Origin of the sequence: Borreliella bavariensis PBi (genome assembly GCF_000196215.1) — a bacterium.
Taxonomy (GTDB): Bacteria; Spirochaetota; Spirochaetia; order Borreliales; family Borreliaceae; genus Borreliella; species Borreliella garinii.
Window position 1 is genome coordinate 1 of sequence record NC_006129.1, and the last position, 26,032, is coordinate 26,032.

At 26.3% G+C, this 26,032-nt stretch carries 29 protein-coding genes and 4 pseudogenes; 25 read left to right on the forward strand and 8 right to left on the reverse strand.

The window, feature by feature from the left end; genetic code table 11:
- Window positions 1–1,023 precede the first annotated feature (1,023 nt).
- Together BG_RS04375 and BG_RS04380 are read left to right on the forward strand one after the other, a co-directional pair.
- Window positions 1,024–1,509 (forward strand): P13 family porin, encoded by a 486-nt coding sequence (locus tag BG_RS04375; protein ID WP_011187144.1) that lies wholly within the window; start codon window positions 1,024–1,026, stop codon window positions 1,507–1,509.
- Between the two features lie 315 nt (window positions 1,510–1,824).
- Window positions 1,825–2,343, forward strand: coding sequence for a BBA03 family outer surface lipoprotein (locus tag BG_RS04380; RefSeq protein WP_011187145.1), 519 nt, complete (start codon window positions 1,825–1,827; stop codon window positions 2,341–2,343).
- A 90-nt stretch (window positions 2,344–2,433) separates the two neighbouring features.
- Here BG_RS04380 and BG_RS04385 read toward each other — a convergent pair whose 3' ends face one another.
- From BG_RS04385 to BG_RS04395, 3 genes are all read right to left on the reverse strand, one after another.
- Window positions 2,434–3,279: a S2/P23 family protein gene (locus tag BG_RS04385; RefSeq protein ID WP_044007973.1), complete on the reverse strand. Its 846-nt coding sequence runs from the start codon at window positions 3,277–3,279 to the stop codon at window positions 2,434–2,436.
- Between the two features lie 100 nt (window positions 3,280–3,379).
- Entirely contained in the window at window positions 3,380–4,573 is a 1,194-nt protein-coding gene (locus BG_RS04390) for a hypothetical protein (RefSeq protein WP_011187147.1), read from the reverse strand.
- Window positions 4,574–4,981: 408 nt separating this feature from the next.
- Window positions 4,982–5,455 (reverse strand): BBA07 family lipoprotein, encoded by a 474-nt coding sequence (locus tag BG_RS04395; protein ID WP_011187148.1) that lies wholly within the window; start codon window positions 5,453–5,455, stop codon window positions 4,982–4,984.
- Window positions 5,456–5,625: 170 nt separating this feature from the next.
- Between BG_RS04395 and BG_RS04400 the strand changes: the two genes are divergently transcribed.
- The 17 genes and pseudogenes from BG_RS04400 (at window position 5,626) to BG_RS04465 (ending at window position 16,314) form a co-directional block, all read left to right on the forward strand.
- Window positions 5,626–5,961, forward strand: a complete 336-nt coding sequence (locus BG_RS04400; RefSeq protein WP_044007974.1) for a contractile injection system sheath initiator — start codon at window positions 5,626–5,628, stop codon at window positions 5,959–5,961.
- A pseudogene (locus BG_RS04870) lies at window positions 5,958–6,351 on the forward strand (DUF276 domain-containing protein). The gene BG_RS04400 and the pseudogene BG_RS04870 overlap by 4 nt, the downstream one beginning before the upstream one ends.
- Window positions 6,352–6,430: 79 nt before the next feature.
- Window positions 6,431–6,832, forward strand: a pseudogene (locus BG_RS04875) (DUF276 domain-containing protein).
- The gene (locus BG_RS04410) at window positions 6,825–7,430 is read left to right on the forward strand and encodes a DUF735 family protein (protein ID WP_011187152.1); all 606 of its coding nucleotides are present in this window, start codon (window positions 6,825–6,827) and stop codon (window positions 7,428–7,430) included. Before BG_RS04875 ends, BG_RS04410 begins: the two are co-directional and overlap by 8 nt.
- Window positions 7,431–7,545: 115 nt before the next feature.
- On the forward strand, window positions 7,546–7,659 hold the full coding sequence (locus BG_RS04880; RefSeq protein ID WP_228346806.1) for a hypothetical protein: 114 nt from the start codon (window positions 7,546–7,548) through the stop codon (window positions 7,657–7,659).
- Between the two features lie 225 nt (window positions 7,660–7,884).
- A complete protein-coding gene (locus BG_RS04830) occupies window positions 7,885–8,547 on the forward strand; it encodes a DUF685 domain-containing protein (RefSeq protein WP_011187153.1) in 663 nt (220 codons plus the stop codon).
- A gap of 32 nt (window positions 8,548–8,579) precedes the next feature.
- A complete protein-coding gene (locus BG_RS04420; protein WP_259740473.1) occupies window positions 8,580–8,750 on the forward strand; it encodes a BlyA family holin in 171 nt (56 codons plus the stop codon).
- Window positions 8,747–9,106, forward strand: coding sequence for a BlyB family putative holin accessory protein (locus BG_RS04425; protein WP_011187155.1), 360 nt, complete (start codon window positions 8,747–8,749; stop codon window positions 9,104–9,106). Before BG_RS04420 ends, BG_RS04425 begins: the two co-directional genes overlap by 4 nt.
- Window positions 9,107–9,144: 38 nt before the next feature.
- A pseudogene (locus tag BG_RS04430) lies at window positions 9,145–9,496 on the forward strand (BBA14 family lipoprotein); the annotation flags it as partial.
- 203 nt (window positions 9,497–9,699) lie between these two features.
- Complete coding sequence (ospA, locus tag BG_RS04435) at window positions 9,700–10,521, forward strand: outer surface lipoprotein OspA (protein ID WP_011187157.1); 822 nt, start codon at window positions 9,700–9,702, stop codon at window positions 10,519–10,521.
- A gap of 9 nt (window positions 10,522–10,530) precedes the next feature.
- Window positions 10,531–11,415: an outer surface lipoprotein OspB gene (gene ospB / locus BG_RS04440; protein WP_011187158.1), complete on the forward strand. Its 885-nt coding sequence runs from the start codon at window positions 10,531–10,533 to the stop codon at window positions 11,413–11,415.
- Window positions 11,416–11,966: 551 nt separating this feature from the next.
- Window positions 11,967–13,166 carry a plasmid maintenance protein gene (locus tag BG_RS04445; RefSeq protein WP_011187159.1) on the forward strand — a complete coding sequence of 400 codons (1,200 nt, stop codon included), beginning with the start codon at window positions 11,967–11,969 and terminating at the stop codon, window positions 13,164–13,166.
- Window positions 13,167–13,210: 44 nt separating this feature from the next.
- Entirely contained in the window at window positions 13,211–13,795 is a 585-nt protein-coding gene (locus BG_RS04450; protein ID WP_044007976.1) for a DUF226 domain-containing protein, read from the forward strand.
- The gene (locus BG_RS04455) at window positions 13,771–14,523 is read left to right on the forward strand and encodes a ParA family protein (protein ID WP_011187161.1); all 753 of its coding nucleotides are present in this window, start codon (window positions 13,771–13,773) and stop codon (window positions 14,521–14,523) included. The genes BG_RS04450 and BG_RS04455 overlap by 25 nt, the downstream gene beginning before the upstream one ends.
- Window positions 14,524–14,550: 27 nt before the next feature.
- Window positions 14,551–15,096 (forward strand): chromosome replication/partitioning protein, encoded by a 546-nt coding sequence (locus tag BG_RS04460; protein WP_044007977.1) that lies wholly within the window; start codon window positions 14,551–14,553, stop codon window positions 15,094–15,096.
- 833 nt (window positions 15,097–15,929) lie between these two features.
- The gene (locus tag BG_RS04885; protein WP_259740474.1) at window positions 15,930–16,016 is read left to right on the forward strand and encodes a DUF261 family protein; all 87 of its coding nucleotides are present in this window, start codon (window positions 15,930–15,932) and stop codon (window positions 16,014–16,016) included.
- Entirely contained in the window at window positions 15,991–16,314 is a 324-nt protein-coding gene (locus BG_RS04465; protein ID WP_011187163.1) for a DUF261 family protein, read from the forward strand. Before BG_RS04885 ends, BG_RS04465 begins: the two co-directional genes overlap by 26 nt.
- A gap of 114 nt (window positions 16,315–16,428) precedes the next feature.
- On the opposite strand, the gene dbpA is transcribed toward BG_RS04465, so the two are convergent.
- The 4 genes from dbpA to BG_RS04835 form a co-directional block, all read right to left on the reverse strand.
- Entirely contained in the window at window positions 16,429–16,956 is a 528-nt protein-coding gene (dbpA, locus tag BG_RS04470; RefSeq protein WP_011187164.1) for a decorin-binding protein DbpA, read from the reverse strand.
- Between the two features lie 120 nt (window positions 16,957–17,076).
- Complete coding sequence (gene dbpB, locus BG_RS04475; protein ID WP_011187165.1) at window positions 17,077–17,631, reverse strand: decorin-binding protein DbpB; 555 nt, start codon at window positions 17,629–17,631, stop codon at window positions 17,077–17,079.
- Window positions 17,632–18,023: 392 nt separating this feature from the next.
- Window positions 18,024–18,317 (reverse strand): hypothetical protein, encoded by a 294-nt coding sequence (locus BG_RS04480; RefSeq protein ID WP_167316888.1) that lies wholly within the window; start codon window positions 18,315–18,317, stop codon window positions 18,024–18,026.
- A gap of 205 nt (window positions 18,318–18,522) precedes the next feature.
- Window positions 18,523–18,675: a hypothetical protein gene (locus tag BG_RS04835; RefSeq protein ID WP_158605697.1), complete on the reverse strand. Its 153-nt coding sequence runs from the start codon at window positions 18,673–18,675 to the stop codon at window positions 18,523–18,525.
- 414 nt (window positions 18,676–19,089) lie between these two features.
- Here BG_RS04835 and BG_RS04485 point away from each other — a divergent pair.
- The 4 genes and pseudogenes from BG_RS04485 to BG_RS04500 all read left to right on the forward strand — a co-directional run bounded on the left by BG_RS04485 (window position 19,090) and on the right by BG_RS04500 (window position 22,152).
- A pseudogene (locus BG_RS04485) lies at window positions 19,090–20,406 on the forward strand (PBSX family phage terminase large subunit).
- 294 nt (window positions 20,407–20,700) lie between these two features.
- A complete protein-coding gene (locus BG_RS04490) occupies window positions 20,701–21,120 on the forward strand; it encodes a hypothetical protein (protein WP_044007978.1) in 420 nt (139 codons plus the stop codon).
- Between the two features lie 135 nt (window positions 21,121–21,255).
- Window positions 21,256–21,450 (forward strand): hypothetical protein, encoded by a 195-nt coding sequence (locus BG_RS04495; RefSeq protein WP_044007979.1) that lies wholly within the window; start codon window positions 21,256–21,258, stop codon window positions 21,448–21,450.
- Between the two features lie 234 nt (window positions 21,451–21,684).
- A complete protein-coding gene (locus BG_RS04500) occupies window positions 21,685–22,152 on the forward strand; it encodes a hypothetical protein (protein WP_011187170.1) in 468 nt (155 codons plus the stop codon).
- Between the two features lie 163 nt (window positions 22,153–22,315).
- Here BG_RS04500 and BG_RS04505 read toward each other — a convergent pair whose 3' ends face one another.
- Window positions 22,316–23,902 carry a peptide ABC transporter substrate-binding protein gene (locus tag BG_RS04505; protein WP_011187171.1) on the reverse strand — a complete coding sequence of 529 codons (1,587 nt, stop codon included), beginning with the start codon at window positions 23,900–23,902 and terminating at the stop codon, window positions 22,316–22,318.
- A gap of 474 nt (window positions 23,903–24,376) precedes the next feature.
- Between BG_RS04505 and BG_RS04515 the strand changes: the two genes are divergently transcribed.
- Together BG_RS04515 and BG_RS04520 are read left to right on the forward strand one after the other, a co-directional pair.
- Window positions 24,377–25,060: a hypothetical protein gene (locus BG_RS04515; RefSeq protein WP_011187173.1), complete on the forward strand. Its 684-nt coding sequence runs from the start codon at window positions 24,377–24,379 to the stop codon at window positions 25,058–25,060.
- 120 nt (window positions 25,061–25,180) lie between these two features.
- On the forward strand, window positions 25,181–25,789 hold the full coding sequence (locus tag BG_RS04520; protein ID WP_011187174.1) for a hypothetical protein: 609 nt from the start codon (window positions 25,181–25,183) through the stop codon (window positions 25,787–25,789).
- The last annotated feature ends 243 nt before the right edge of the window (window positions 25,790–26,032 follow it).

Genomic DNA, 26,032 nt, shown 5'->3' on the forward strand with positions numbered 1-26,032 from the left:
CAAATTGAAGAGCAAAATGCAGAGCAATAAAGCTAAAAAATGACATATTTTCAATAGAAAATTTTTAAGTCATATTAAAATTAGTAATAATGTAAAAGCCTATCTTTAATAAAGATAGGCTTAATTTTTGACTAAAGATTACAAAGAACTTTTAACCTATTTTACATAAACTTTAATTCTAAATAAGTAAACTACTTTTTCTATAATCTTTAATTCAATAATAGTGGTTAGAAATAGATTAATATTATTAATGGTATATACTTTAAAAAAAATATATTTAAAGGCAATTAATGTAAAAATTAATTATACTTTGATAATTTTATTCTTAATAATTGGCGGTTACAAACAAAAATTTAAATTATACAACAAATTAAAGGGTTAATTATAAAGAAATAAACGTAATACATACCCCAACCTCTTAATTTCATTACATCCAATAAGCTTTCCAGATTTATTAATTAACTAGAGAGATTTGCTCTTTTATTCTTTAACCAAGAAGTTAAAAAAGAAAAGAGCATGTATAACTAGTGATAGTACTATTCTCATGAAAAGAGTTTTGACTTTAATATGTTACAATTTTGGCCTTCAAGACTATACTAAGAATTGAATTTAATCATTCTACATTTTCAATCCTTATTGTATAATCTTAATTTTTATGCCTAAATAAGCTCCTCAAACCACTTCTGACAAAAACTCCAAAAGACTTTAAACAACTATCTATATCTTGTTTAAAGCATTGAAGAATCTTCTTTACACTTTAAATCCTTAATTTACTTTTCAGTTTCAAAATCTTTTTTTAAAAAAAATCCTATTTTTTATTTAATGATAAGAAACATTATGAAAAGAATATTAAAATCAAAACTTCAAAAATAAAAGCTTTTTAAATTGTAAGTAAACAACTTAAAAAATTAAGTTTTGCAAATTATAACTTTTTTTCTGCTTACAATAGGCTGATACTAATTTGGTATAAATTGCGCTAATATTTTACTTATCAAAACTTATTATTAGGAGATAATAACAAATATGAAAAAATTTTTTACATTAATATTAATTTTTAGTTTAACAATTCAAATCTTTGCCACAAAAGACAAACAAGATAGAATTGAAAAAGGCATTGAAAGTTTCAATAAATATGATAAAGACAAAAAAAATCCAATCGGACCTTTCCTTTTAAATTTATTTTTACCTTTTGGAATAGGATCCTTTTTACAAGGAGATTATATTGGTGGAGGCTCAGTACTTGGATTCAATTTGTTAGGAGCAATCCTTTTGGGAACTGGAATTATTCTTAACATTAATGAAACAAAATTAACTGGATCCCTACTAATAGGAGTGGGAGCAAGCATGCTTGTAACATCCTATGTAGCCTCACTTATTATTCCATTTACATTTGCAAATTGGTACAATGAAGATCTTAAAAAAAGACTTAGCGAGGAGCTTGCGGGGTTTGAACCTAATATTAATCTTGGAATAAGCGGATTCCAACTATCGTTTAAAAAAAGTTATTAAATAAATATAAGACAATAATTTTTAAGATCTAATATTAAAAATTAATTTGCCTAGGAAGAGCGCATTAGCTAATGCGCTCTTCCTAGGCTTATCAGTTAAATTTAGAATATTTTTAAAATCCTTAAAAATATCAAAAAATTATATAATATTAAACTTAATTAAGAAATTATTCCAAATACCAAATTGATAGAATATTTTTAATAATAAATAATAACAATTATTAATTAAAATGTTCTAAACATCATATTAAAATGATATAATTACTAATTATTATTAATTTATTAATAATTAAAACTACTTTTTAAGGAGATTATTTTGAAACAAAAGATTATTATATTTACCATATTAGCATTTCTGTTTAATTGTACAAACAAAAATAATAATGCTGCGCTAAATAACGATTTAGATGAAGAATCTCAAAAATTACAATCTAAATCAAATTTAGTTAATGACAATAGAGTTGAATTTAGCAAAACAACACCTTTAGAAAAATTAATAAGCGGATTAAACTTAAACGATGCTGAAAAAGAAACACTAGCATTTTTAATAAACTCATTAAAAGAAAAGCTAGCGGACTCAAATATTGGTGTAAATTTTAAAAATACTGGTGGAGATGAGAGTAAAATAGAAGAGACTGTACACAAATTTTTATCGGACCTAAAAGAAGATGAAATAAAAGAAATGCTTGCAAAAATTAAAAAAAATAAAGACAAAAAAGAAAAAAATTCTGAAGAGTTAAATACTTATAAAAACACACTTGCTGGTGGATTTGATGGAATGTTTAATAAAACAGATTCCAAAACCACATTTAATAACCTTAAAGACGCTGCATAATACTACGCCAAGTCTAAAATTTGCAATTAATTTTACAAGCTAGTTTAAAAAAGCTAGTGGTTAAAACCCGCTAGCTTTTCAAACAACTTTTTAGTTAATCAACGAATTAAATGCAAAACTTGCGCTTTTAATTTGAGGATATTTTTCGACTATTTTTTTCATAGCAACATTAAAAAGCTTAGAATCAAGTGAAATTCTGTAAACTTTTTCAGTTTGTGGAGGTTTTTTAAACTTAATGGTAATCTCAGCAATCATATCGCTCCAAACTCCATTACTATAAAGAGAGGTAAAGGCCTCAACTACTTTTTTAGCATTGTTAGAACCAAAAGGATATGCAGTTACAAGCCCAGATTCAACTGATTTTTCAGACATTGGGAGTCCCACTAGAAATCCTCCTTTATTTTCATTAAAGTTTATATTGCTTCCTTTGCTTATTAATTTAAATCCAGAAACAGAATAAATTGGATCACTTTCACAAGTAGTCTCAAAAATTATTAAAGGCATGGCATAAGAAATGTAGCTTCCAGAAACAGGAGAAACAAGATAAGAATACTTAATGCCCTTAAGTTCTTTAATAGAATTTCCGCGCTCATTAAACAAATCTCTGGCTTTAATTTTTATCCAACGAATATCAACAGGCCATAAATACACAGAGATTGATTTTGTTCCTTCTAAAAACTGTATTTGGCTGTAATCAATAATTTTATTTTTATTCTCAAGCGCTTTTAAAGTCTCATGATTTTGAGAATCAGACACTAAACTAGAACCATCTGAGAGTGACCTAAAATTCATTGAATCTAAAGCCCTTTTTTTTTGACCTAGCCTATCTGACTCATTTCCTCCAATAAGTCTGCCACCCTCTTTCCCTATTTTTGAATTATTATCTAAAGAACAACCAAAAATTAAAGTCAAAACGGATATAATGACTATTTTCAAAACGCTCCCCCTTAAAATTTTTCCATATAATTTAAAATTTTTAAATTATATTATTAGAAGCAAGTGTAGATCAATTAATAAAAAAAGCAAAAACAAAAACTTAACGTCTACTAATCTCTTTTATTAAGCTGTTTAAAATACGATTTATATAATCATAAAGTTTTTTATTCTTGCCAATATTTTTGTAATAAAGTTTAAAAATTTCCAAAAGAGTATTTCTAACCTTAGAAATCAACCCTTTTCTGTTTTTATTTCTAATAGAGACTAATGCTTGTTTGAAAGATTTGCGTGATTTTTCCATTTCCTTTAAAAAACTATTAACATCATAATTTAATATGATTTCCTCTAGCTTTCTCAATATCAACCTAGAATATTCCTTTCCAAGCCTTTTAAACAAATCATCAAGATTCTCAAAATCTAATTCCCCATCTACCAAAACCCTGCACAATTGTAGTGTTTCGTCTTCTTCGTCTGTTAAATTGCGCTTCCAATTTAAATGCCAATCAAGCTCTGACTTTGTAGTAAGGGAAAAATTTTTTAATTCAAGAAGCTCTTTGCTAACACTGCTAATTTGTTGATCGATTGTTTTTTCAAGAGCAACAAAAATGTCTGCATTTGAACCATTGGCATTAATCTTGGTTAAATAAAATTGTTGACACAAATTCATATCTAAAAGAGACATTTCATCTTCTCTATCACTTTTATCGGAATAATTTTCAATCAATCGCACTAAAATGCTCATTTTAGCAGACAACTCTCCCCATCGCTTTTTCCCTATATCAATCAAAAACTGATTAACATCTTTTTCGCTGTACCTATACTTTACCAACACTTCATCATTGTTTAAAAGCCATCCACCAAGAGCATATCTATTCTCATCGTTTTGCAAAGATTTCTTGAAAAACTCAAAATTTTTATCCTCTTCTGAGTTTAAATGGGGAATCAAAATCTCATCCTGAGCATTTTTCAGCAAAGCTTTGCTGTGTTTTGGCTTATTAATATTGTGCTTTGAAGAAGTTTTTTGTAAAGATCTAGAATTATCTAAATTATCCAAATCATTGCTGGTCTGATTCGGGTCTATTAACATTAAATTTTTAGAATTTTTTAAAGTTTGTGAATCCTTTTTAGAATCTTCCAACTTATTCTTTTTAGACGCCAAAGATTTTTTTTCATTGCCGATTAAATTTCGTCTATTGTGGGAAGTGGTGGTTTTTAAATCTTCTTCTAAAGATTTACTATTACAATTAACAAAAAACAGAAAGCTAATACTAAATGCAATTCCTATTTTATTCATAAATTAAATTACCTCTATTTAATTATAGGTTTAAATAAAAATATAGCTCACTTTACATACACTAAATGTATGCACTATTTTAATTCTTATTACAAAAGGAATTAGGCTTAAAATTATTTTAAAAATAATTTTTTAAAATAAAAAAAACGAATTAAAATAATGCTAATAAAGCATTAAGCTTAAATTATTCCAATAATACCTTTTTTAAACAAATTGGTATTAATAATTCACATTATTTAAATGTGTTGCAAAACATCACAAGTAAATCAAAAACATTAATATTAACCAAATCATGAAAATTTGAATTTTCAAATTCAGATCCATTAAAAACACAATAGACAAAAATAAATATAAAGATTAGCTCTCTAAATTTAGAGAGCTAATCAAAGAATCAATTAACATAAAAAGTTAAAACGAAGCAGATGCATCATAGTTTTTCACAAGATTACAAGCATCTTCAATGTTTTTAGTAGTAATAAAAGATTGTCGCAAATTGTCTATGTAAGTTTTTTCAACCTGTAACAACTGCTGCTTAGCATTGGCAATATTTATAGCATTTGAGCGCTCAAGAGCTATTTTAGCCTTTCTTTTGGCTTGCAAACACTTAACAACAGTAGCAAGCATTGCTTTTATTTTGTTTTCATTTAAATTAAAAATTTGATTAAACTTATCAGGATTGCTATCAAGAACCACCTGTTCAAGAAAAAACAAAGCTTCTTTTTGGTCATCATTTAAAGAGTCTACAAAAGACATTGCAAGTTCTCCATTTGCTGCGCTATTAGAAGAACTTAAAACCTTTGAAGACCTTCTCCTAAGATCAGAATAATTAAATTCTTTACAAGAAAAGAATAATACAATAATAAATAATAAAACTTTTTTCATACAGTCTCCCACACCGTGATTACATAAATATTTAAATCTAAAAATTAAATAAACTTTTTTTAAAAAAAATATAAATTATAATATATCTCAACATTTAAAATAATAAACATTTTATAAAACTTTATAGTAATATCGAATATAATATGTTACAATGGCCTTGGTATTTAAAAGTGGAAATTAAAATTGCCAAAAAATTTAATATAGTATTTAACGCCGATCTTAAATTAATAGAAAACACTGAAGAACAAAAACAACGTTTATTCTTTTATCTCAAGACACCTAAAGGAAGCTTAAAAGAAGCTCCAAATTATGGATTTGATTACAACCTTTACTTTAAGCTTTGCAAAGCCAATAAACTAGAATCTATTAAAAATTTTTTCTTAAACCTTTCAAAAGAGCTTAAAATAGATCTTATTAATGTAAAACCAAACATTAAAAATAAAACAATAACAATAAAATTTTTCTTTTTAGGAAAAGACACTTTAAAAATGGATTTTAAAATATGAGTATAATTTTTGACAAAAACTTAGGAATATTAGAAAAAACAATAGAAGAAATTCAAAATGAAAAAAAACATATTTTGAAAACAAAATACGGCATAAATATTAAAGACAATTCAATTTACGACATAATAAACTTTCCAAGCTCAGGCATTGACAAAGAAATATCAGAGGTCTTAAAAGAGCTTTTTTCTAAAATAAAAGAAAATGGAAGCTATTTTAGCACTAAAAGAAGATTTAAGCACCCCTAAAAGCTCAACCTACGAAGCAATAAGAAAAGCTCTTCTAAGTGTTGACGGAGTTAAGCAAATAAATATTTTAAGTGGGCCAGGAACAATTAGTCTTTACTTAATACTAAAAGACGATTGTTTTATAGATAAAAAAAAATTAAATTAAAATTGAGACTAAGCAAAATATTTGGTAAGCAATATACTATACAGCGCTAAGCGGAACTGTTTTTAAGGGTAATATTGAGATTGAGTTTTTAAACAAACACAATCAAAAAAAACATACAAATTCAGCTTAGGCGAAAAAAATATGCATACCTTAAAGCAATCTACAAAACAGAAGCAAAAGACGCAATCTATAAAGAAATAGATACTCAAATTAGAGATATTTACAATAAAATATTAACCGAAAAATACATTGAAATGGGAACATCTCTTAGATATCAAGACTTTCTTGCGCTAGTTAGCATTATCAGAGGAATAAAAGAGCTTAGAATTGGAACTTGCATTAAAAGTGATGACATAAAAAAATCACAGAACTTAGTGAGAATGATTTTACATTCAACAAAGACGAAAACACTAAAGAGAATGAAATTATTATTTTTGATACAAAAAAAGACTTCTTATTAACAGAGAATAAAAATGAATAAAGAAATACCAAAATTTTTAGAAAATACACAAATTGAAAAGTTCATTTACAATGAACTTGATTACAAAAAAGAGATATTAAGAGAACTAAAAGAACTTCTTAAAAACTTTAGAACAATCAATGTTAAAGACAGTATTAACTCTAAATATATTGCATTACTAATGCTTTCAATATTCAACGCATTTCACTTTAAAAAAAAGCTAGATAAAAATCTTGTTAACTCTTTAGATGCTATTATTTTTGCAATTAAATCTATTGTCACTGACGAGAGCTTTATTGTGCTCTTTAAAGCCTTTTTACACGCAAATGTAGAAGTAAGCTCAAAAGAAGATGCTCCAGGCGAAATAATAATAAAATTGCTTGGAAACATTAAATCTCCGATTGAATTTAATATTGCAGCAAAAAATCAAAATAAGCTAAAAAAAATAACTGTAAAACACACTGGATTTAAAAAAGCTTTGGTTTCTAACTATATGCCCAAAGATCATAAAAATTCAGTATATGAGTTTATTAAAATACTAATTCCTACAGGAAGGATAGTAAAAATTATAGATAAAGAACAAATAGAAATAAAAAGTACAAGAATAAAAAATTTTTAGATATTAGATCCTTTATTTGATCTAATATCTAAAAAAGTTTGAATAACAATTTAAAAGTAAAAGAAATTTAAAAGGAAAATTTATGAATACCAACGAACCATAAGAGAGTATACAAATAAAAGATTTAAATAGAAAAACAAAAGTTAATCAAAGCGATCTTATTCCTATTGATGATATAGTAGAAGACACTTGTGCAATCACATATAAACATCTCCTAGAACAAATATAAAACGATACATTTTACAACAGTGAATTTTACTGCTTCAAAAAAGCAATAAAAGATGTAATTAGTAAAGAACTTTTAGAAAACAAAGAATATATAAAAAACATTTACATTAAAGTAATCTCTAAACTTTTAGAACTAAGCTCACCACTTGAGAGTATAGATTTTGATACTGTTTTTAGAAAAGTTAAACCTACATTTATTTCAAGCTTAAAACACACAAACACAAAATTGCCTTCAAATAAAATTCCAATTTACAACGCAACCACAAAAGATCTTAAACTTATTCAATTTGAAATCCTTATTGAAAGTTTAAAAGAAGTTCTTGCAGAAAAATTTGAAATAAATCAACTAAAAAGTAACCTAATAAATTATTTAAAAATAAACGATTTTACAAATCAATTCCTAAGCTCTTTTAAATCAATACCTAAAAAAACTTTTGATGCAAAAAATGAACAACTTGTAAGCTGTTATCAAAACGGAATCCCACAAATTATAGACACGCCTATTTGGTGGCAAGGAAAACCATATGGCTTTGGAGGACTACATACAATAGTCGATGACGCTACAATATTAGAATTCCAATATAAGAACAAAGCCACAACCATTGTACTTAAAAACAAGAGTAGCACATCAATTATAATAGACGAAGAACATAAAGAAAATTATATTTATTTACAAATTGATATAGAAATTAGACATTCAAGCTCCACAGAAGATCACAATAAACAATTTTACCTTCAATTTTCAAAAAGCTCTGCCAAAATACTAATAGTATCATTTTCTTCGCAAAACATGCCCACACTTAAAACACCAATTTACAATGGTTGGTACTACGTTGGGTCAGGCAGAATACACAAAGGCCAATTAATGCCAATACTAAACAAAGTATAAAAATAAATTAAAAGGAGATATTTATAGATACAATACTTATTTTTTTGTCAACAATTAACAATACAAAACTAATTATATTAGGAGGATTTATTGTGCTAGCAATAATGCCAATGATTTTAGCAATAAAACCTCAGTTTAGAGAAAATTTAAACTTTCTTATTAAAAAGTTTTTAAAAAATACAAATAAAAAGGAAACAAAATGAACAACAAAATAAATATCAATTCTGGTGTTGAAGCTTTAAATAATTTATATGATTTTTTAAAAAGTAGTGATTCTCCGACAGAAATCAAAGTAGAAAAGGAAATATATTTAGGGCTAAATCTTTACAACCTAATAATGAGCATTTATAAAGACACAATCAACACTCTTGAAAAGGAAGAATCAATAAAAATATTAAATGACATTGAAAATGTTAATAATAAAATTACTCAACTTATATTAAGTATTAATGAAGAGAGAGATGCAAACATTATGGAACATTTAAGAGAAGAAAGAAACGAACTAATGACAATTAAAACCAAAGCACTCCAAGAACAAATAAAAGAATTCTCAAAATAGCGCTAATAGCAAAACCCAAAACTTAAAAGGAGATAAAATTGAAAATTAAAAATTACCCCTTTTTATTTTTATTAAACACGCTTGTAATCTTTTCATGTTCTACAATAGCAAGCCTTCCAGAAGAGCCATCATCCCCACAAGAGTCAACATTAAAGGCCTTAAGCTTATATGAAGCGCATCTTTCAAAGCTATATTATGTATTTACAAACATTTCTTGTAAAAACTAAACAAAAAGTAAATAACAAGAATTATCCTGAGTTTAAACTTTTTGACACTAGTCAATTAGAGAAAGATCAAAATTTAAAATCAATCAAAACAAATATTGCTAATTTAAAAAATCATATTGATAAAATAAAACCAATTGCAATGCAGATTTACAAAAAATATACCTTAAAGTCGTTTAATTTTTCTTTTTCCCAAAAGTCCCAAAATTGGGACTTTTTTTTAATAAAAGTTTATATTTGTTCTATATCTAATTTAGAATTATTATCATTTTATTTTTTTTTAATTTGCTATTTGTTATTTGTTGATCTTATACTATAATTATATTTATATTAAGTTATATTAATATAATATAAAAAGGAGAATATATTATGAAAAAATATTTATTGGGAATAGGTCTAATATTAGCCTTAATAGCATGTAAGCAAAATGTTAGCAGCCTTGATGAGAAAAACAGCGTTTCAGTAGATTTACCTGGTGAAATGAAAGTTCTTGTAAGCAAAGAAAAAGACAAAGATGGTAAATACAGTCTAATGGCAACAGTAGACAAGCTAGAGCTTAAAGGAACTTCTGATAAAAGCAACGGTTCTGGAACACTTGAAGGTGAAAAATCTGACAAAAGTAAAGCAAAATTAACAATTTCTGAAGATCTAAGTAAAACCACATTTGAAATTTTCAAAGAAGATGGCAAAACATTAGTATCAAAAAAAGTAAATTCTAAAGATAAGTCATCAATAGAAGAAAAATTCAACGCAAAAGGTGAATTATCTGAAAAAACAATACTAAGAGCAAACGGAACCAGGCTTGAATACACAGAAATAAAAAGCGATGGAACCGGAAAAGCTAAAGAAGTTTTAAAAGACTTTGCTCTTGAAGGAACTCTAGCTGCCGACAAAACAACATTGAAAGTTACAGAAGGCACTGTTGTTTTAAGCAAACACATTCCAAACTCTGGAGAAATAACAGTTGAGCTTAATGACTCTAACTCTACTCAGGCTACTAAAAAAACTGGAAAATGGGATTCAAATACTTCCACTTTAACAATTAGTGTGAATAGCAAAAAAACTAAAAACATTGTATTTACAAAAGAAGACACAATAACAGTACAAAAATACGACTCAGCAGGCACCAATCTAGAAGGCAACGCAGTCGAAATTAAAACACTTGATGAACTTAAAAACGCTTTAAAATAAGGAGAATTTATGAAAAAATATTTACTAGGATTTGCTTTAGTATTAGCTTTAATAGCATGTGGACAAAAAGGTGCTGAGCCAAAACACAATGATCAAGAAGTTGAAGACTCCAAAAAAGATCAAAAAGACAACTCTAAAAGGGATCTTCCTTTGGTAACAGAAGACACAGTAAAGTTATTTAATAATAATGAAATTTTCATCAGTAAAGAAAAAAATAAAGATGATAAATATGAATTAAGATCAATAGTGGACAAGGTTGAGCTTAAAGGCCTTTCTGAGAAGAATACTGGCGCTGGAAAGCTTGAAGGTTTAAAAGCTGACAAAAGCAAAGTAACAATGTTAGTTTCTGACGATTTAAATACAGTAACTATAGAAACATATGATACAAACAACAGAAAAGTTTTAAGCCAAGTGGCTAAAAAACAGGGATCACTAACAGAAGAAACTTACAAAGCTGGTAAATTAAGCGCAAAAAAAATAACAAGATCAAACGATACTACAATTGAATATACAGAAATGACAGACGCTGACAATGCTTCAAAAGCAGTAGAAACTCTAAAAAATGGCATTACGCTTGAAGGAAGTCTTGTAGGTGGAAAAACAACCTTAACAATAAAAGAGGGCACTGTTACTTTAAAAAAAGAAATTGAAAAAGCTGGAACAGTAAAACTCTTCTTAGATGACACTACAAGTGGTACTACTAAAAAAACAGCTGTATGGAACGATACTTCTAACACCTTGACAGTTAGTGCTGACAGCAAAAAAATCAAAGATTTTGTGTTCTTGACAGACGGTACAATTACAGTACAAAATTACGACACAGCAGGCACTACGCTTGAAGGCAAAGCAACTGAAATTAAAGATCTTACAGCACTTAAAGCCGCTTTAAAATAATATGTAAATAAACATCCTGCAAAGCATTAGCCAATGCGGGGTGTTGTTTATTACAACCTAAAAATTGAATTTATATTTTTCAATTTGTTACTTCTAGAAAAAGTCTCCTAAGAGACTTTTTCTCTTTTAAAAGAAAAAACATAACAATACACAAATCAGACCATTAAAGTCTTTAAAATCAAAATAAAAAGCTCGAATAAAACTAAATGCATGTCCAAAATTTAAGAAAACTAATAGGGATAATTCCTTCACTCAAGCTTAACTCTTAAATGAAGAATAAATAAATAAAATAATATAAATTTTTAATAAATTAAACCCATCGCTAATAAGCTCACTATTTTAAATAAAAATTAAACCGTAAAAATAATTTACTCTTAATATAAGTTAATTATATTTTATTACAAAAACTTCATTTTGTAAAGTATATTTAACAAATATGTATTAAATATACTTTTTTTATTTTTTTTATATAAAAATACTTTACTTTTTTACGAAACTGTACTATTAATTAATTTAGACTTAAGGAAACTACTTATATTAGGAGTATAAAATTGAAAACATCAAAACAAAAATCACCAAACACTACAAAAAAGGTAAAAAAAACTACAAAGAACTTCCAACACAACTTAATTGTATTAATCTCTACTCTAAACTTTATAAACTTAAACTTAAAAAAATATACACAAAAAAACATACTTTATTTTCTAAATAAAAACCTTGAAAGAAATCAACAAAAACCTATAAAACTAAAAACACTACAAAACTATTTATATATACTAGATAAAAAATTTAAAGTCACGCTAAATTACTGCAAACATTTAGGGAAAAATTCCGGAAGTGAAACTTATTATAAACTTAAATATGAAAAAGAAAGATGCTATTCAATAATTAACACACACTTCAAGGAAAAAACAACTAATAAAATTAATGAATTTATAAAAAGAATAAAAAAACTTAATCAAATAAATAGTAGTGTTAAATGGGAGTGTATTAATAATCCTAATAATAATATATATAAATATATAGAATATAGAAATATACACAAAAATTTTAAAAAAACAACAAATAACGAAATACTAAATAAATATTTAAGTAAGTGTAATTTCAAAACAGAAATTCCATCTCTAATAATAGATTTAAAAACAACAAATAAGATTAAAATCTACCATTTAAGAAACTTAAAGCACATTGAAAACGACCTTAAAGAAACAGATCCTAAAGAGATAGAAAGACACTTGTCAGATGCAATAAAAGCAAATATAAACAATCCAGGATACCTATGTAAATTTTTCAAAAACAATGGATACAAAAGGCTAATAAATAAAATAAAAGAAACAAATAAAAAACATAAAAACAAAAAAGAAATTTTAAAAAACATACTTAAAGAAAAAATAAAGAAATTAGAAAATGAACAATATAAAAAAGAAGATCTTGAACAGTTTTTTAAAAAAACATACGATATTTACAAAATAAAACCACATTTCATAATAGAATACAAAAAATATCCAGATTTAGATAAGTTGGTTAAAAGGATAAAAATAGAAATTCCTAAAATCCAAGATAAAATGACTAAGCTTAAAAGTATAAAAAACAACATTTTTAGTATATTATTAGAACAGTTGAGGCATAAAGTAGACGAAGATAAACTAATTCCTACTTTAAAGAAATTCATTGAGAATGAGCCTGATCTTAAATATAGTAAGGTGTTTGACAATTCCTACTATAATAATTTGATTAAAATAGTAAACTAAAAAAAATGCACAATTTAGCTTTGCTATTAAGGAAAAAGGAAAAAATGACGGCTTTACTTGAACGATTAAAGCAAAAACAAAAAGAATTAAAATTAAACATAGATAATAAACCAAAATTCAAAAAACAAAAAAAGGCTAATGTCTTTTCTAAGATTGAGGAGGTTAAAGGTAGAAAAATATACCATACTAAAATCTTTAATGACTTTTATACATTTGGAATTAGCAAGAATGAACCTACTAAATTTTTTATTTCTTTAAGGGGAATTTTTAACATAGAAGACATAAGTATGTTTCATTTATTTTCTCTAAGAGAAGATGATGAATTTATGGGAATTTATTATGGAATAAGAAAGCTTGATAAAGCATTTATTGTAAAGAATTTTAATAAAAAAGAAACATATACTCTTAGGAAATGTGAATATATTGAATTTAGGTTTAAGAAAGGTTCTGTTTTTTGTTATTTAAATGGTCTTCATATTTTACTTAAAAAAGATAGGGTCAATAGCCCATATTATAATACGCTTTTAAATATTATTTTAGAACTAGAAACGGAACTATACACTTTTTATAACAAAGAATTGTTGAAAGGGGGAATGATTCCTGAATGGATAAAAAAGAGACAAAAGTAGTAACAATTGCAAGTATAAAAGGAGGTGTTGGCAAAAGCACGACAAGTTTAATTTTTGCAACATTACTTTCAATCAAATATAAAGTTCTTTTAATAGATATTGACACCCAAGCTTCAACAACAAGCTATTTTTTTAATAAAATCAAAGATAACAATGTAGATTTAATAAACAGAAATATATACGAAGTGTTAATATCAAATTTGCACATAGATAATGCACTAATAACTATTGATAAAAATTTAGATTTAATTCCAAGCTATTTAACATTACATAAATTTAATTCGGAATCCATTCCTTATAAAGAATTTAAATTAAAAGAACAGCTAAAGCTACTTAGCAATCATTATAATTATATAATACTTGATACAAACCCAAGCTTAGATTTTACTTTAACAAATGCTCTTGTATGCAGTAATTATATAATAATACCAATAACAGCAGAGAAATGGGCTATTGAAAGCTTAGATTTGTTTACTTTTTTTATGAACAAATTATTATTAACATTGCCAATGTACTTAATCAATACTAAATTTAAGAAAAACAACACACATAAAGAACTTTTAAAGGTTTTAGAGAAAAATAATAATTTCTTGGGGACAATATCTGAGAGAGAAGATTTGAATAAAAGAATAGCAAAAAACGATAGATTTGATTTGACGAAGGATTACATAATAGAGTACCAAAATACGCTTGATACGTTTTTAAGTAAATCGGGCTACGTACACTAAGTGTACTCAATTGTAAAGGAGGATCACATGGACATAAAGATAAATAAAAGAAATTTATCCGAGAGCATTAGAGAAGAAGAACAAGCACTTATTCATTATAATAAGCTTAAAGAAAAATTAAACATCAATTTTCAAAAAGAAATTTATTGTAAACTAGAGGCAATGAAGGTTTTAAAAGAAATTAAAGATAAGGAATATTATAAGTTAGATAACTATTCTACCTTTGATGATTTTGCAAAAGACTATAGACTTGCCAGAACTCAAACATATAAGTATCTTAAAATTGCAACAGCAATAGAAGAAGGATTAATTGAAGAAAAGTATGTGGTTAAAAACGGGATCAATGAAACAATTTATTTGCTTAAAACAAAAGAAGGTCCGAGTTTAAGAAAATCCAACCAAAACCCAATAAAACCACTAAGATTTCAGCTCAAAAAGGAAGAATCTTATTCTTTTTATAAAAAAAATGCCAAGCTTACGAGCTTTCTTTTGGAAAAAATTTTTTTTGAGGAAAAAGATTTTTTATTGAAAATAATTGAAGAATTTGAAACTTTAAGAAGCAAACGAAAATAAAATATTTATTTGCAAAACTTGAAAAGTTAGTGTATACTTTATAGGTACAGACTGACACGCAATGTGTCGCTCTTAATATAAGGACCTGTTACCTTAAAGGGTTTATTGGGGATTCTTTTAAAAGAAAATCCAATAAACCCTTTAATTTTTTATTCAAATACTTTATTTTTTAATAGTAATTTTAGAAAAATTTAGAAAAGTATTTACAAAACATAATTTTTTTTATACTATAATATTAGTAAAAAACTTATATTAGGGGTTAAGATGAAAAGGTCTAATAAGATTAAAAAGAAAGAATACTGCAAGTTTTTAATTAAAGCTTTTGCCATTAAAAATAATAGGTTTAGATGGCTTAAGCTTAGTAATATTAAAGATTGTTCTTAAACCAAATATTTTCTTATTGGGCTTTGAGATTCTAAATTGAGATTTATTATGACTACTTAGACCATTAAAATTTAAAAAATCAAATATTGGATTCTCAATATTTGATTTTTTAAATTTTAATGCATGTCTTAATAAGAGATCTCAAATATGTGTTTCTTATAAATAAAAATGGAGCAGGCATGTTTAATTATTTAAAAATTATATTTAAAAATTGTTTATTTTAAAATATATGAAAAACAAATTGTGATTACACTCACAATTTGTTTTAAACCTTTTATTCAAATGTAAGTAAAAGCAAAACACTAAAATTTACATTTTTGGCAACTTGATTAATAAATTTTAAGAAGTTTGATTTTAAATCATAAACATTTTTACAATTTAAAGTTTTAGGAGAATTAAAAAATGTTTATTGAAAAATATTACAAAGTAATGAAGAGCTTTTTAAAAATATTCAAAAGTCTGGATGTTATTTTCTATCTCTTCACTATTGGATATTTATTTTAACGGGTTTTGATTTTAAGACAAAAAGATATTGATTTAAATTATCAGCGGTTTTTGCAGTTAGGATACATTAGAAATGATTATTATATTTTAAATCCATGCAAAATTCTTGGTTTTTATAAAATATTTTCTAAGGTTAGGTATGAAAGTCCACTTTATTTGCCCGTAGAGGGTGAAGAGTTTAAAATAACAGAGATTAAGTTAAAAGATCAATCCTTTATCCATTTTATTGAAATAGATAAAAGTAAGGTACTTTACGACAGTCTTGATTTAAAATTTAAAGGAAAGAAATTTAAAATAATATCAAAAATGATATTTAATTATTTTATTTGATATTGTTGATGTTTACCAAATTACATTAAATTAATAGGGCCAAACAACCCAAAATTTTTAGGTTGTTTGGTCCATTGTTTTAAACCAGGTATCAAAAATAACATTTATTTAGTATTATTTTTTATTTGTCTCTTGTTTTCCTTTAATTTTTTTTAATTTGTCTTCAATTGTGTTTGCAATCATAAGTATCCCTTCAACTGTAGTTGGAGGAGTTTTTTCAGCTGCTTGTGTGACTGTTTTTATCATTTCTTGCAATCCAAGCTTTTGTAGTGATCCTGCAGCGTTAAGCATTAAGTCATACATGTCTTTTAATAATTGATCTTTATCTACTTTATTCATTCCCACATTATCTTTAAGGATATTAGCTTCCTCTTCTATTTCTTTTAGGAATTTTACTGATAAATTAATGACGCGTATTTTTGCGTCTCTTATTTGAGGGCCCCCCTTTTTGGCACCTGTTTTATTCTCTTCGAGCTCATTAAGTTTTACGCCGTCTGCTATAGCCTCTTTTATAGCTTTATCTATTTCATCTGTAATATCTTTAACTGATGATTCTAGTCTAGCTTTTCCTGTTAAACTACATGCTACTAACAGCCCAACAATTAAAGTTAGTTTAAGTAAATTTTTAATATATTTAGTCATACTGTATCCTTTTTTTTGAATTTAAATTTAAATAAAAGCACTTAATAAATATTAAATTGTAAATATTAGGACGAGCTAAAATTTTATTTTTAGCCAATTCTAATTACAATATTTTTATATTTATTTCTTTTTTTTGCTTTTACTTATTTTTTTCTCCTCATCGTCAAGTTTTTGTCTTTTCTTGACACCTTCTAGTTTATTTTCTATTTTAGCCTTAACCTCAACCAATCTTTCAGCTGTGTTTACAGGGTTAGATTTAACTTCCTCTGAAATGGAGCTTTTTATTCCTTTTATTCCAATCTTATCTAATGATCCTGTAACTTCAAGCATTAAATCAAACATAGCCAAGAATTGACCACTATTCCCATTTTTTTTAAGTATTAAAGCTTCTTCTTCTATTATCTTGAGGAACTTTTCTACTTCATTAATGGCCTGTACTTTTGCTTCTCTTAGGGCTGATCCTCCAGCTGTCACTTTAGAACCAGTTGCGGTGCCTGTAAAAGCTTTAAAATTTACACCCTTTTTAGCGGCTTTTTCTTTTATTTGTAAAATTTTGTTTTTTACATCATCAGAATAGGATTCAAGCATTGCTTTTACTTCTCCTTTTAATCCAAAATTACAGGCTGCCAGCAGAGCAACAAATAAAGCTACAATTATTAAATTAAATTTTTTCATTTTTTTATTTTTACACCTCCATATTAGGAATATTTAATAATAAACCTAAATTTAGTCCATTTTATTGGAAATCAAATAAAACAAATCAGTTAATAAGGTTGATATGCATTTTAGATTTGAATTAGCTTTTAAAGCTTATTATTTTGAATTTTATTTTTATTAGGGGGCATAAATTTGTTTTATACAAATATAGTAATAATATTATTTGAAGTTACAATCTGGCTTTTGTAAGCCAGCCTTGATTTTAAGATTCAATGCCAGTTTGCCAAATAATGTAAATTGGTTATTTTGTAAATTAAATAAAAGATCTAAAAAAATTTAGGTCTTAACAATAAAAGAGAAGCCACGCTCCCGCAATTTACTGGCTTCTCTTTTGACTGTTTTGACTTTTTTTAAGGAGAAGGGGCAGCAGGGTTGGAGGGCATAACAGTAGTTTTTAAGCCCTTAAAGAATCGTCTTATTTTTTGAGCTCTAAAGACTATTTTATTTTTTCCTTTCATTATTATGTTTAGTAAACTTTCATTAGATGTGTTGTTGCTAGTGGCTTTTATTAGGTGTTTTAATGCTTCATTTTGTTCGGTAACAACGATTTTCCTGATTTTTGTTTCTTGCTCTTGGATAAATCCCCTTCTATCCATATTACAAGATAAAATTGGCGCGGGCAATAAAATATCTTTTTTAAACATTTCTTTCTTCTTTACCATTTATTTTTATTGATTTTATTATATATAAAAAATATATCTCTTTAATTTAATTATTACTAATAAAAAACATTTAATTTTTCTTGAGTTTTTAAAAAAGCTTAATTAAAATAAAATAATGATATTTAAAAATAGAAAAGAAAAATATATTTTTTTTATTTAAAAAAGGTTTAAAAGATTTAGACATTGCTCAAATTTTAGGCGTTGGTGAATCTTTTGTAACAAAAGCTCTAAACAAATATTTTAAATCTAATGATTCTGTTTTCAAAAAGAACTCTTTTTCTGGCGATTTAGCAGTAGAGAGTGTTTCTAGAGCATCTTTTAATGAGGACAATTTTAACAATTTAGTACTGCTTCCTACAAAAAAGGCTTGTGAGTTGGAAAATGCCAAAAATGATACATACTGAAAAATTATTTTACGAAATGGTTTGTTCTTTTGTTGATTCTCATAATATATATAAAAATCTTAGTTTAAAGTCAATAAAAAAAATGCATTAAGCTTAGATTTAACAATTAGCAATCTTCAAGGCGAGATTGAGAGCAATAAAAAAAAAGACCTTAAGACAGACAAAGCCCTTGAAAAAGAGCTTGCTGCTAAGATTAAGAAGAGAGAAGCTCTTGAAAAAAAGAGCTTATTAATATTTGTATAAGAGAGGATGATTACAATGCTTTTGTTAAGCTTAAATCTATTTTAAGTAGTAAGAATTTAAAATTGGAGTAAAATTTAAAATTCTTAAAATCTTCGACATTTCTAAGTATTCAGAAAAAATTTAAAAATAAGTTTAATATTAACATTTTAGATTATATTAAGCCAAAGACAACCAATATTTGTTTTAAAGACTTTGAAAACAAATATTTAACTGCCAAGCAAAAAGAGGTGCTTTTTGACATAGAAAGCCACGATTATTCAAAAGTAATATTTAGTGGTGGAATTGCAAGTGGCAAGACGTTTTTAGCCTCATATTTGCTTATTAAAAAGTTAATTGAAAACAAATATTTTTATGAGCAAGATACCAATAATTTTATTATAGGCAATTCTATTGGTTTATTAATGACAAATACCATTAAGCAAATAGAAAAGATTTATGGTTTTTTAGGACTTGATTATCAGAAAAAGAAAAGTAGCGAATCTTTTTGTAAAATAGCGGGGCTTGAGCTTAATATTTACGGGGGTAAAAACAGAGATGCTTTTTCTAAGATTCGAGGAGGCAATAGCGCAATAATTTATGTAAACGAAGCAACAGTAATTCATAAAGAAACCCTATTTGAGGTAACCAAAAGGCTTAGAAAGGGTAAAACAATTATTATTTTTGATACAAATCCCGAAAGTCCGGCTCATTATTTTAAAACAGACTATATTGAAAATAAAGATGTTTTTAAAACATATAATTTTACAACTTATGATAACCTTTTAAATTCAGCAGATTTTATTGAAACCTAGGAAAAACTTTATAAGCATTTGCCCACCTATAAGGCTCGTGTGCTTTATGGAGAGTGGATTTTAAATGAATCTACGCTATTTAATAAAATGATTTTCAATTAAGATTATGAATTTAAAAGTCCAATAATGTACATTGATCCTGCATTCTTAGTAGGCGGAGACAATACGGCTATTTGTGTTTTAGAGCGTACTTTTGAGAAGTTTTATGCATATATTTATCAGGATCAAAGGCTAGTAAGTGACAGCTTAATGTTTGGATCTATTCAGGTTTTAATAGAAAATTTCAATGTAAATACTGTGTATATTGAGGAGAGAGATAGTACCAAAGGAGATGGAATTTTAACTAAAACAATTCTTTTCTTAAGAAATAAGAGTATTAATTATTTTAAAGTTGCGCCAATAAAACCCTTGAGCAATAAATTTAAAAGAATATGTGCGCTTATTCCTTTGTTTAACAGCCGCAAAATAGAATTTTTAAAAATAATAAGTAAAAATGTAGTAAATGATATTTACAACTACAAAGAAGACGGTAAAACAAAAGATGATGCACTTGATTCTCTTACAAATGCTTATCTTCTTTTAACGTTAAATTATAAAAAAATATTTCATTTCGGCAAGTTTAAATATTTATAATTTGATCTAAATTTTTAGTTACTGATTTAAATTTGTGATTAATAACTATTTTATTTTTTTGCCCTTTTGATAATTTTATTTAAAATTTGCTCTGCCTTCAGCCAAGGCACGAATAAATAAAATTAAAGTAATTAAAATATTTTTTAAAAAATACAATATTTTATAAAAAATGTAAGACAAATATTCAATCTTTTAAAAGTTTTTAAAAATTAATTTTCAATTTAATTGTTTGGGAAATATTATTAATATGATTTATAATTGAGTTTCTATAAATTTTCATTTTAAGGAGTTGTTATGAAAAGCAGATTTTTTTTTATATATTTATCACCAGCTTTAATTTTTATGTTTAGCTGTAGTGGTTTTTTGACACTTGAAGGCAAAGAAAGATCGAGCTTTACGGATAAACAAAGAATAAGTGTTTTAGAGACTATTAAAAACCACTATAATGGCGACTCTGAAAAAATATCTAGAGTTGACAAATATTTTGATCGATTAGAGGATTCTCAAAGAGATGTTGTTTTACAATTGTTTTCGGCTGGATTTGACTATATAAACGCTAAAGAATCAGAACCCACAGACTCAGCAAATAGAAGCGCCAATTTAGCTGCTTTAAAAAGTGATTTTGAATCTAAGCTAAAAAAGCTTAATTACACAGAACAGGATTTTGAAAAATTAGCAGACGACCTTAATAAGTTTGTTGAATCTTCTAATTAGTGGGATGTGTTTAATTTAAGAAACTTTAAACAAGTTTATTGTAAAAATGTATTATTTAATAATTTTTTTAATTTAAAAAAAACCAATCAGGCTTTTTATCTATTCGATTCAAATGTATTTCAAGGGGAGGGAAATATGAAGACGGCCTTTTTTCTTTTTTTTTTAACATTGCTTTTTGGCTGTAGTTCTTTTAATAAGCCTCACAATAAGGATTTATTATCTAAGAATAAAGAGAGAGCCTCTAATTATAACAGAGAATATTACCAGAAAAACAGGGAAAAGCTTAAATTAAGAGCCAGAGAGCGGTATCGTAGAAACAGGAAAAACTAAATTAAATAGAAAGAATTAAACTTATTAAAAATTTTAAAGTAATTTAAATATTAAGCAATATATTTAAATTTATTGGTGGATTTATGTAAAAGATGTATGTTTTTAGCTATTTGAAAGATTTTGTTATTTTGAAATAAATTAAATTTTAATTAGGAGAATATATGCGAAGAGATATATTTATATTTATGTATTGGGAATAGTAGTAGTTCCTTGCTATTTAAATGATTTTCAATTATGAAGAAAAGCGCTCTTAATAAGTATAATTTAAATTTTAATGAACTTTCTTTCACTGAAAGAGAAAGTTCGATTTTAAAAATTCAAAGAAAATTTAAAAGCCTTACTGATAAACTAAGCTCTAGAATCTCTAATTATAGTGAGATTAAGGTTAGCAATTTTTTTAGCGAATCTAGTGAACAAAAAATTAATCTTTTAAATAAAATATTAGAAATTTTAAAAATACAACACGGATTAATGGAAAAAAGTAGCAATAGCTTAAGTAAACTTAGCATATTAAGTGGAGGCAATCATGCCATTCTTGATCCACAACCAGAATTACGACTTTTAAATCAAAAATATTCAGATATAGATGAAAAATTAAGAGAAATATGTAACCTTATTCTTAGTAATAGCATTGACTTTGATAAGGCTTTAAAGGATTTAAATTCTTTAAAAGATAGCTCTTTAGTACTAATGCAAAAATAAATTTCAATTTATTATTTCTTATGCACATTTTATATATAAAATAAATTATTTTATTACTGTAAGCAATGCTTTTTATGGTGGAGCAATGAAAACTGTTTTTTCTAAAAAAAATTTTTTCTAAATAGAGCTATTAATTTTCGACTCTATTTAGAAAAAAAATCATTTATTCTTCCAAAGGTTTGATTTCTGATAGGGCAAATCTTTCTGAAGCATTTGTGTTCCACCCTGTCCATTTATCATTTCTGAAAAGATAGTTCCCTGCAACACTGTATATTGGAATTATTGGATGATCATTTTCAATAATTATTTCTTCAACTTTTTTAAATATTTCTAATCTGATTTTTTTGTCGACTTCAAACTCAGATTTATTTAAGAGTTCGTCAACCTCAGGATTTGAATATCCGTAAGCTGAAAGATGTGAGTTTTTAGTTTCAAATATAGTAAAGAATGTCATGGGATCTAAATAATCTCCTTGCCAGGATCTTACTGAGATCTCATACTGTCCTTTTAGAATATTTGATACGTGGCTAGACCATGTTTCAGTCTCGACTTCTACATTAATATTTAAAACTTTTTTCCATTGGCTTTGAATAAAATTGGCAACTTCCTTTCCAAGTTCATTTTTACTATATTTTATTGTAATAGTCGGAAATTTTTTCCCATCAGGATATCCAGCCTCGGCCAAAAGTTTTTCTGCCTTTCGTGGGTTATATGGTTTTAATTTTTTTCCATAATTATAATTATTAATGTTAGGACTTACCTTTCTTGTTGCTTTAAAGTTGTTATCAAGCACTCTGTAAACCAATGTTTCTCTGTCAACCGCTAGAGATAATGCTTCTCTTACTTTTGGGTTGTTAAGGGGTTTAGCATTTAGGTTTAATGAAAGAAAACCAATTTGGTTAATGTCAGATGAATAAAAATCTTCTCTTAAAATAAGCTCATTAATAAGATTTAACGGAATGTTGTTAAAAATAGCATCTATTTCGTTGTGTTCATACATGCTGTAAATTCTGCGGGCATCGTTTATAGTAACAAATGTAAGCTCATTAATATCAACATTTTTGGCATCATAAAATTTTTTATTTTTTTCAAGAGAAATTTCTTCGTTTAATATTCTTCTTTTTAGTTTGAAAGGCCCGCTTGTAACCATGTTTTCTGGGGTTGTCCATTTATTTCCAAACTTTTTAACAACGTGAGTAGGAATAGGTATAAATATTGGATTTGTAATCATATCAAGGAAATATTCTGTTGGCTGTTCAAGAGTTATTTCCAAGGTTTTTTCATCAATCACCTTTATTCCAACTTCATCTGAATTTAATTTTGTTGTGTGAAATTCTTTTGCATTTTTTATTTTTGATGTCAAGAGGTTAATATTTGGGAGATTCTCCTCAGCCTCTAAAGCCATTATGTATGAGCCTCTAATGGCATCTGCTGTTATTTTAACGCCATCACTCCAATAAATGTCGTCTCTTAAGTGGAATGTATAAGAGGTGTTATCTTGAGAAATTTCCCAATTTTTAGCAAGTCCTGGCCTGTAACCACCTGTTTTGGGATCTCCCCTTAAAAGCCCTATAAATAGCTCGTTTATAATTAAGTTACCCAATTTATCGCTGCAAAACTGTGGATCAAGTGATGATGGTTCGTTTCCAATTCCAACTCCAAAGGCAAGATCCTCTTTTGTTTTAGAAATTTTGCACGAGCTTGCAGCTGCAATGAGTAGTGTTAAAAGTAATATTTTTTTTCTTATCATATTGTTTTTTCCTTTTCCTTTTCCTTTTGCAGGAATAATTTATTTTATAGCAAATTATATTGCAATATATTTTTTTAAAATATTCTTGATTGAAAGGAAGAAAGATAAAAAATACATATTTAAAAGATTTGCTTTAGAGTTAGAGTATTAAAAATTTAAACAAAAAATAAAAACAGTCTAAATGTTAAAACTAAAAAGGCTAATATTATATTAATTTACTAATGTTTATTATTGGTTTTAAAACTACAAATAGGGCCTTAAGGCCCTATTTGTAGTTTTAAAGAAGTTTTCAATGAATTGTTGATTTATAACAATAAATAAATATATATCTCTCTTTGTTTTTTACCAAATAAAATTTTAATCTTTATTTGGGCTTGGAAATTTTTGATAAAATAAAATTAAATTTTGTTTTTAATACCTTTGAGAATTTTAGAAACTGAACTATAATGGCGGCGTATCTTATGGGAGGTTTTAATGAAAAGAATAAGTATTTTATCAATACTACTGTTATTATTGTTGTTTTCTTGTAAACAGTATGGTGATGTTAAATCATTAACAGAAGTTGCTACTGATCTTGAGGATGACAATTCTTTTGCTTCTGGGAGTGTAGAGTCTAAAGATCAAATTATCGAAAAAGGACCCGTTTTAACATCAGAGGAGTTTGAAAGGTTAGAGGCTTTAAAAACCTTTTTAAAAGACGCAATGGGTGTTAATGGTAGAGAAGGCGATACAAAAGCTGAGTATGAGAAATCCTATAAAGAATTTTTTGATTGGCTTTCTAAGGATGTTAACAGACAGAAAGAGTTTGTAAGTTTTTTTAACAATATTTGTGGCATTATTACTAAAGCAGTGGATGCAAGCAAAAAAAGGTATAATAGTAATCCAAAATCCTTAGGTTTTAATGAATATGTTTGTTATGATATTAAAACCAGGACTGGGGATGATTTAAGTTTATTTTTCCAAAAAGTAGCTGATGCATTTGGCACTCAAGAGTACAAAAATAAAGATGAGGATGATGAGAACAATCAAAAGCCTGAAAAATGCAATGAAGAGATTTTTAAAGTAATTAAAAGAGTGTTTACTGAAAGCGAGAATAATAACGAATTGGCAAATTTAAAAAATTTAAATAGTTATAATTTAAATAGTAATAATAAATAGAAATGTTTAATATTTGAGATATTTTTTATTATAAAGGCAGGTTATATTTAGAACTTGTCTTTTTTGTTTTTTAGGCGTCTTTTAAAGCGCTTAGCAATAATAATATATCTTGATTGGGTTATGTGTGATAAGAATAACTTAAATGGCAATTTTCAAGATTTTAAATTTAATAATGTTGAATTTGCCAAAGAATTATCAACTCAAGTTATTGAGTCTTCCTTAACAATAGAGAATAATTTAAATAAAATTTTAAAAACAAAAAATCTGAATAATGCTTACCTAAAGGCCCAGAAATCAAAATTGAGACTTATTTCCACGATCAAGCTAGCTAAAAAACTAAATAACTATTTACTTTTAGAATTTGATAAAATTCCTTTTGATTTTGACATTCCCATAACATTTAGCATTGTTGATAAGATTTTAAAAGTATTTTATTGGACAATAATCAATTTTGATTCTCATACAGTAAATGAAATTGAATTAAGAGGGATAAAAGAGATGGATTTTTTATATGAAGAGGAAGAAGGAATGAGATCAGCAGAGGAAGAGATTAGTTGCATTAAAAATTCTAAGGAAAGAGAATCTCTTTACGAGTTGCTTTTGGTTATTAAATTCACATTTCAAGCAGACAGGGCCTTAATAAAAGCAATCAGAGCATCTCTTTTAGCGACATCTTTTATTGCTCAACAGGGAATAGAAGGCAAGCAGATTTTATTTTTTTATATTTAGTTTACATTAATTTAATTTTTAAATGTGTTTAAATATTAAAAGGTAGAGAAACGGCTCTCTACCTTTTTAATATTTATTGGGATTGGATAAAGTATTAATTTAATATTCTTTTTAATGTCATTTTATAATGCTTATTTTTCAACAATGCGTGTAACAGTAAGTAGAATATTTGGTAAACCTTACTTCTATTCTTAAGTTAATATTAGCATAAATCTTTTAAAACGTATTAGTTTTTTATAAAAT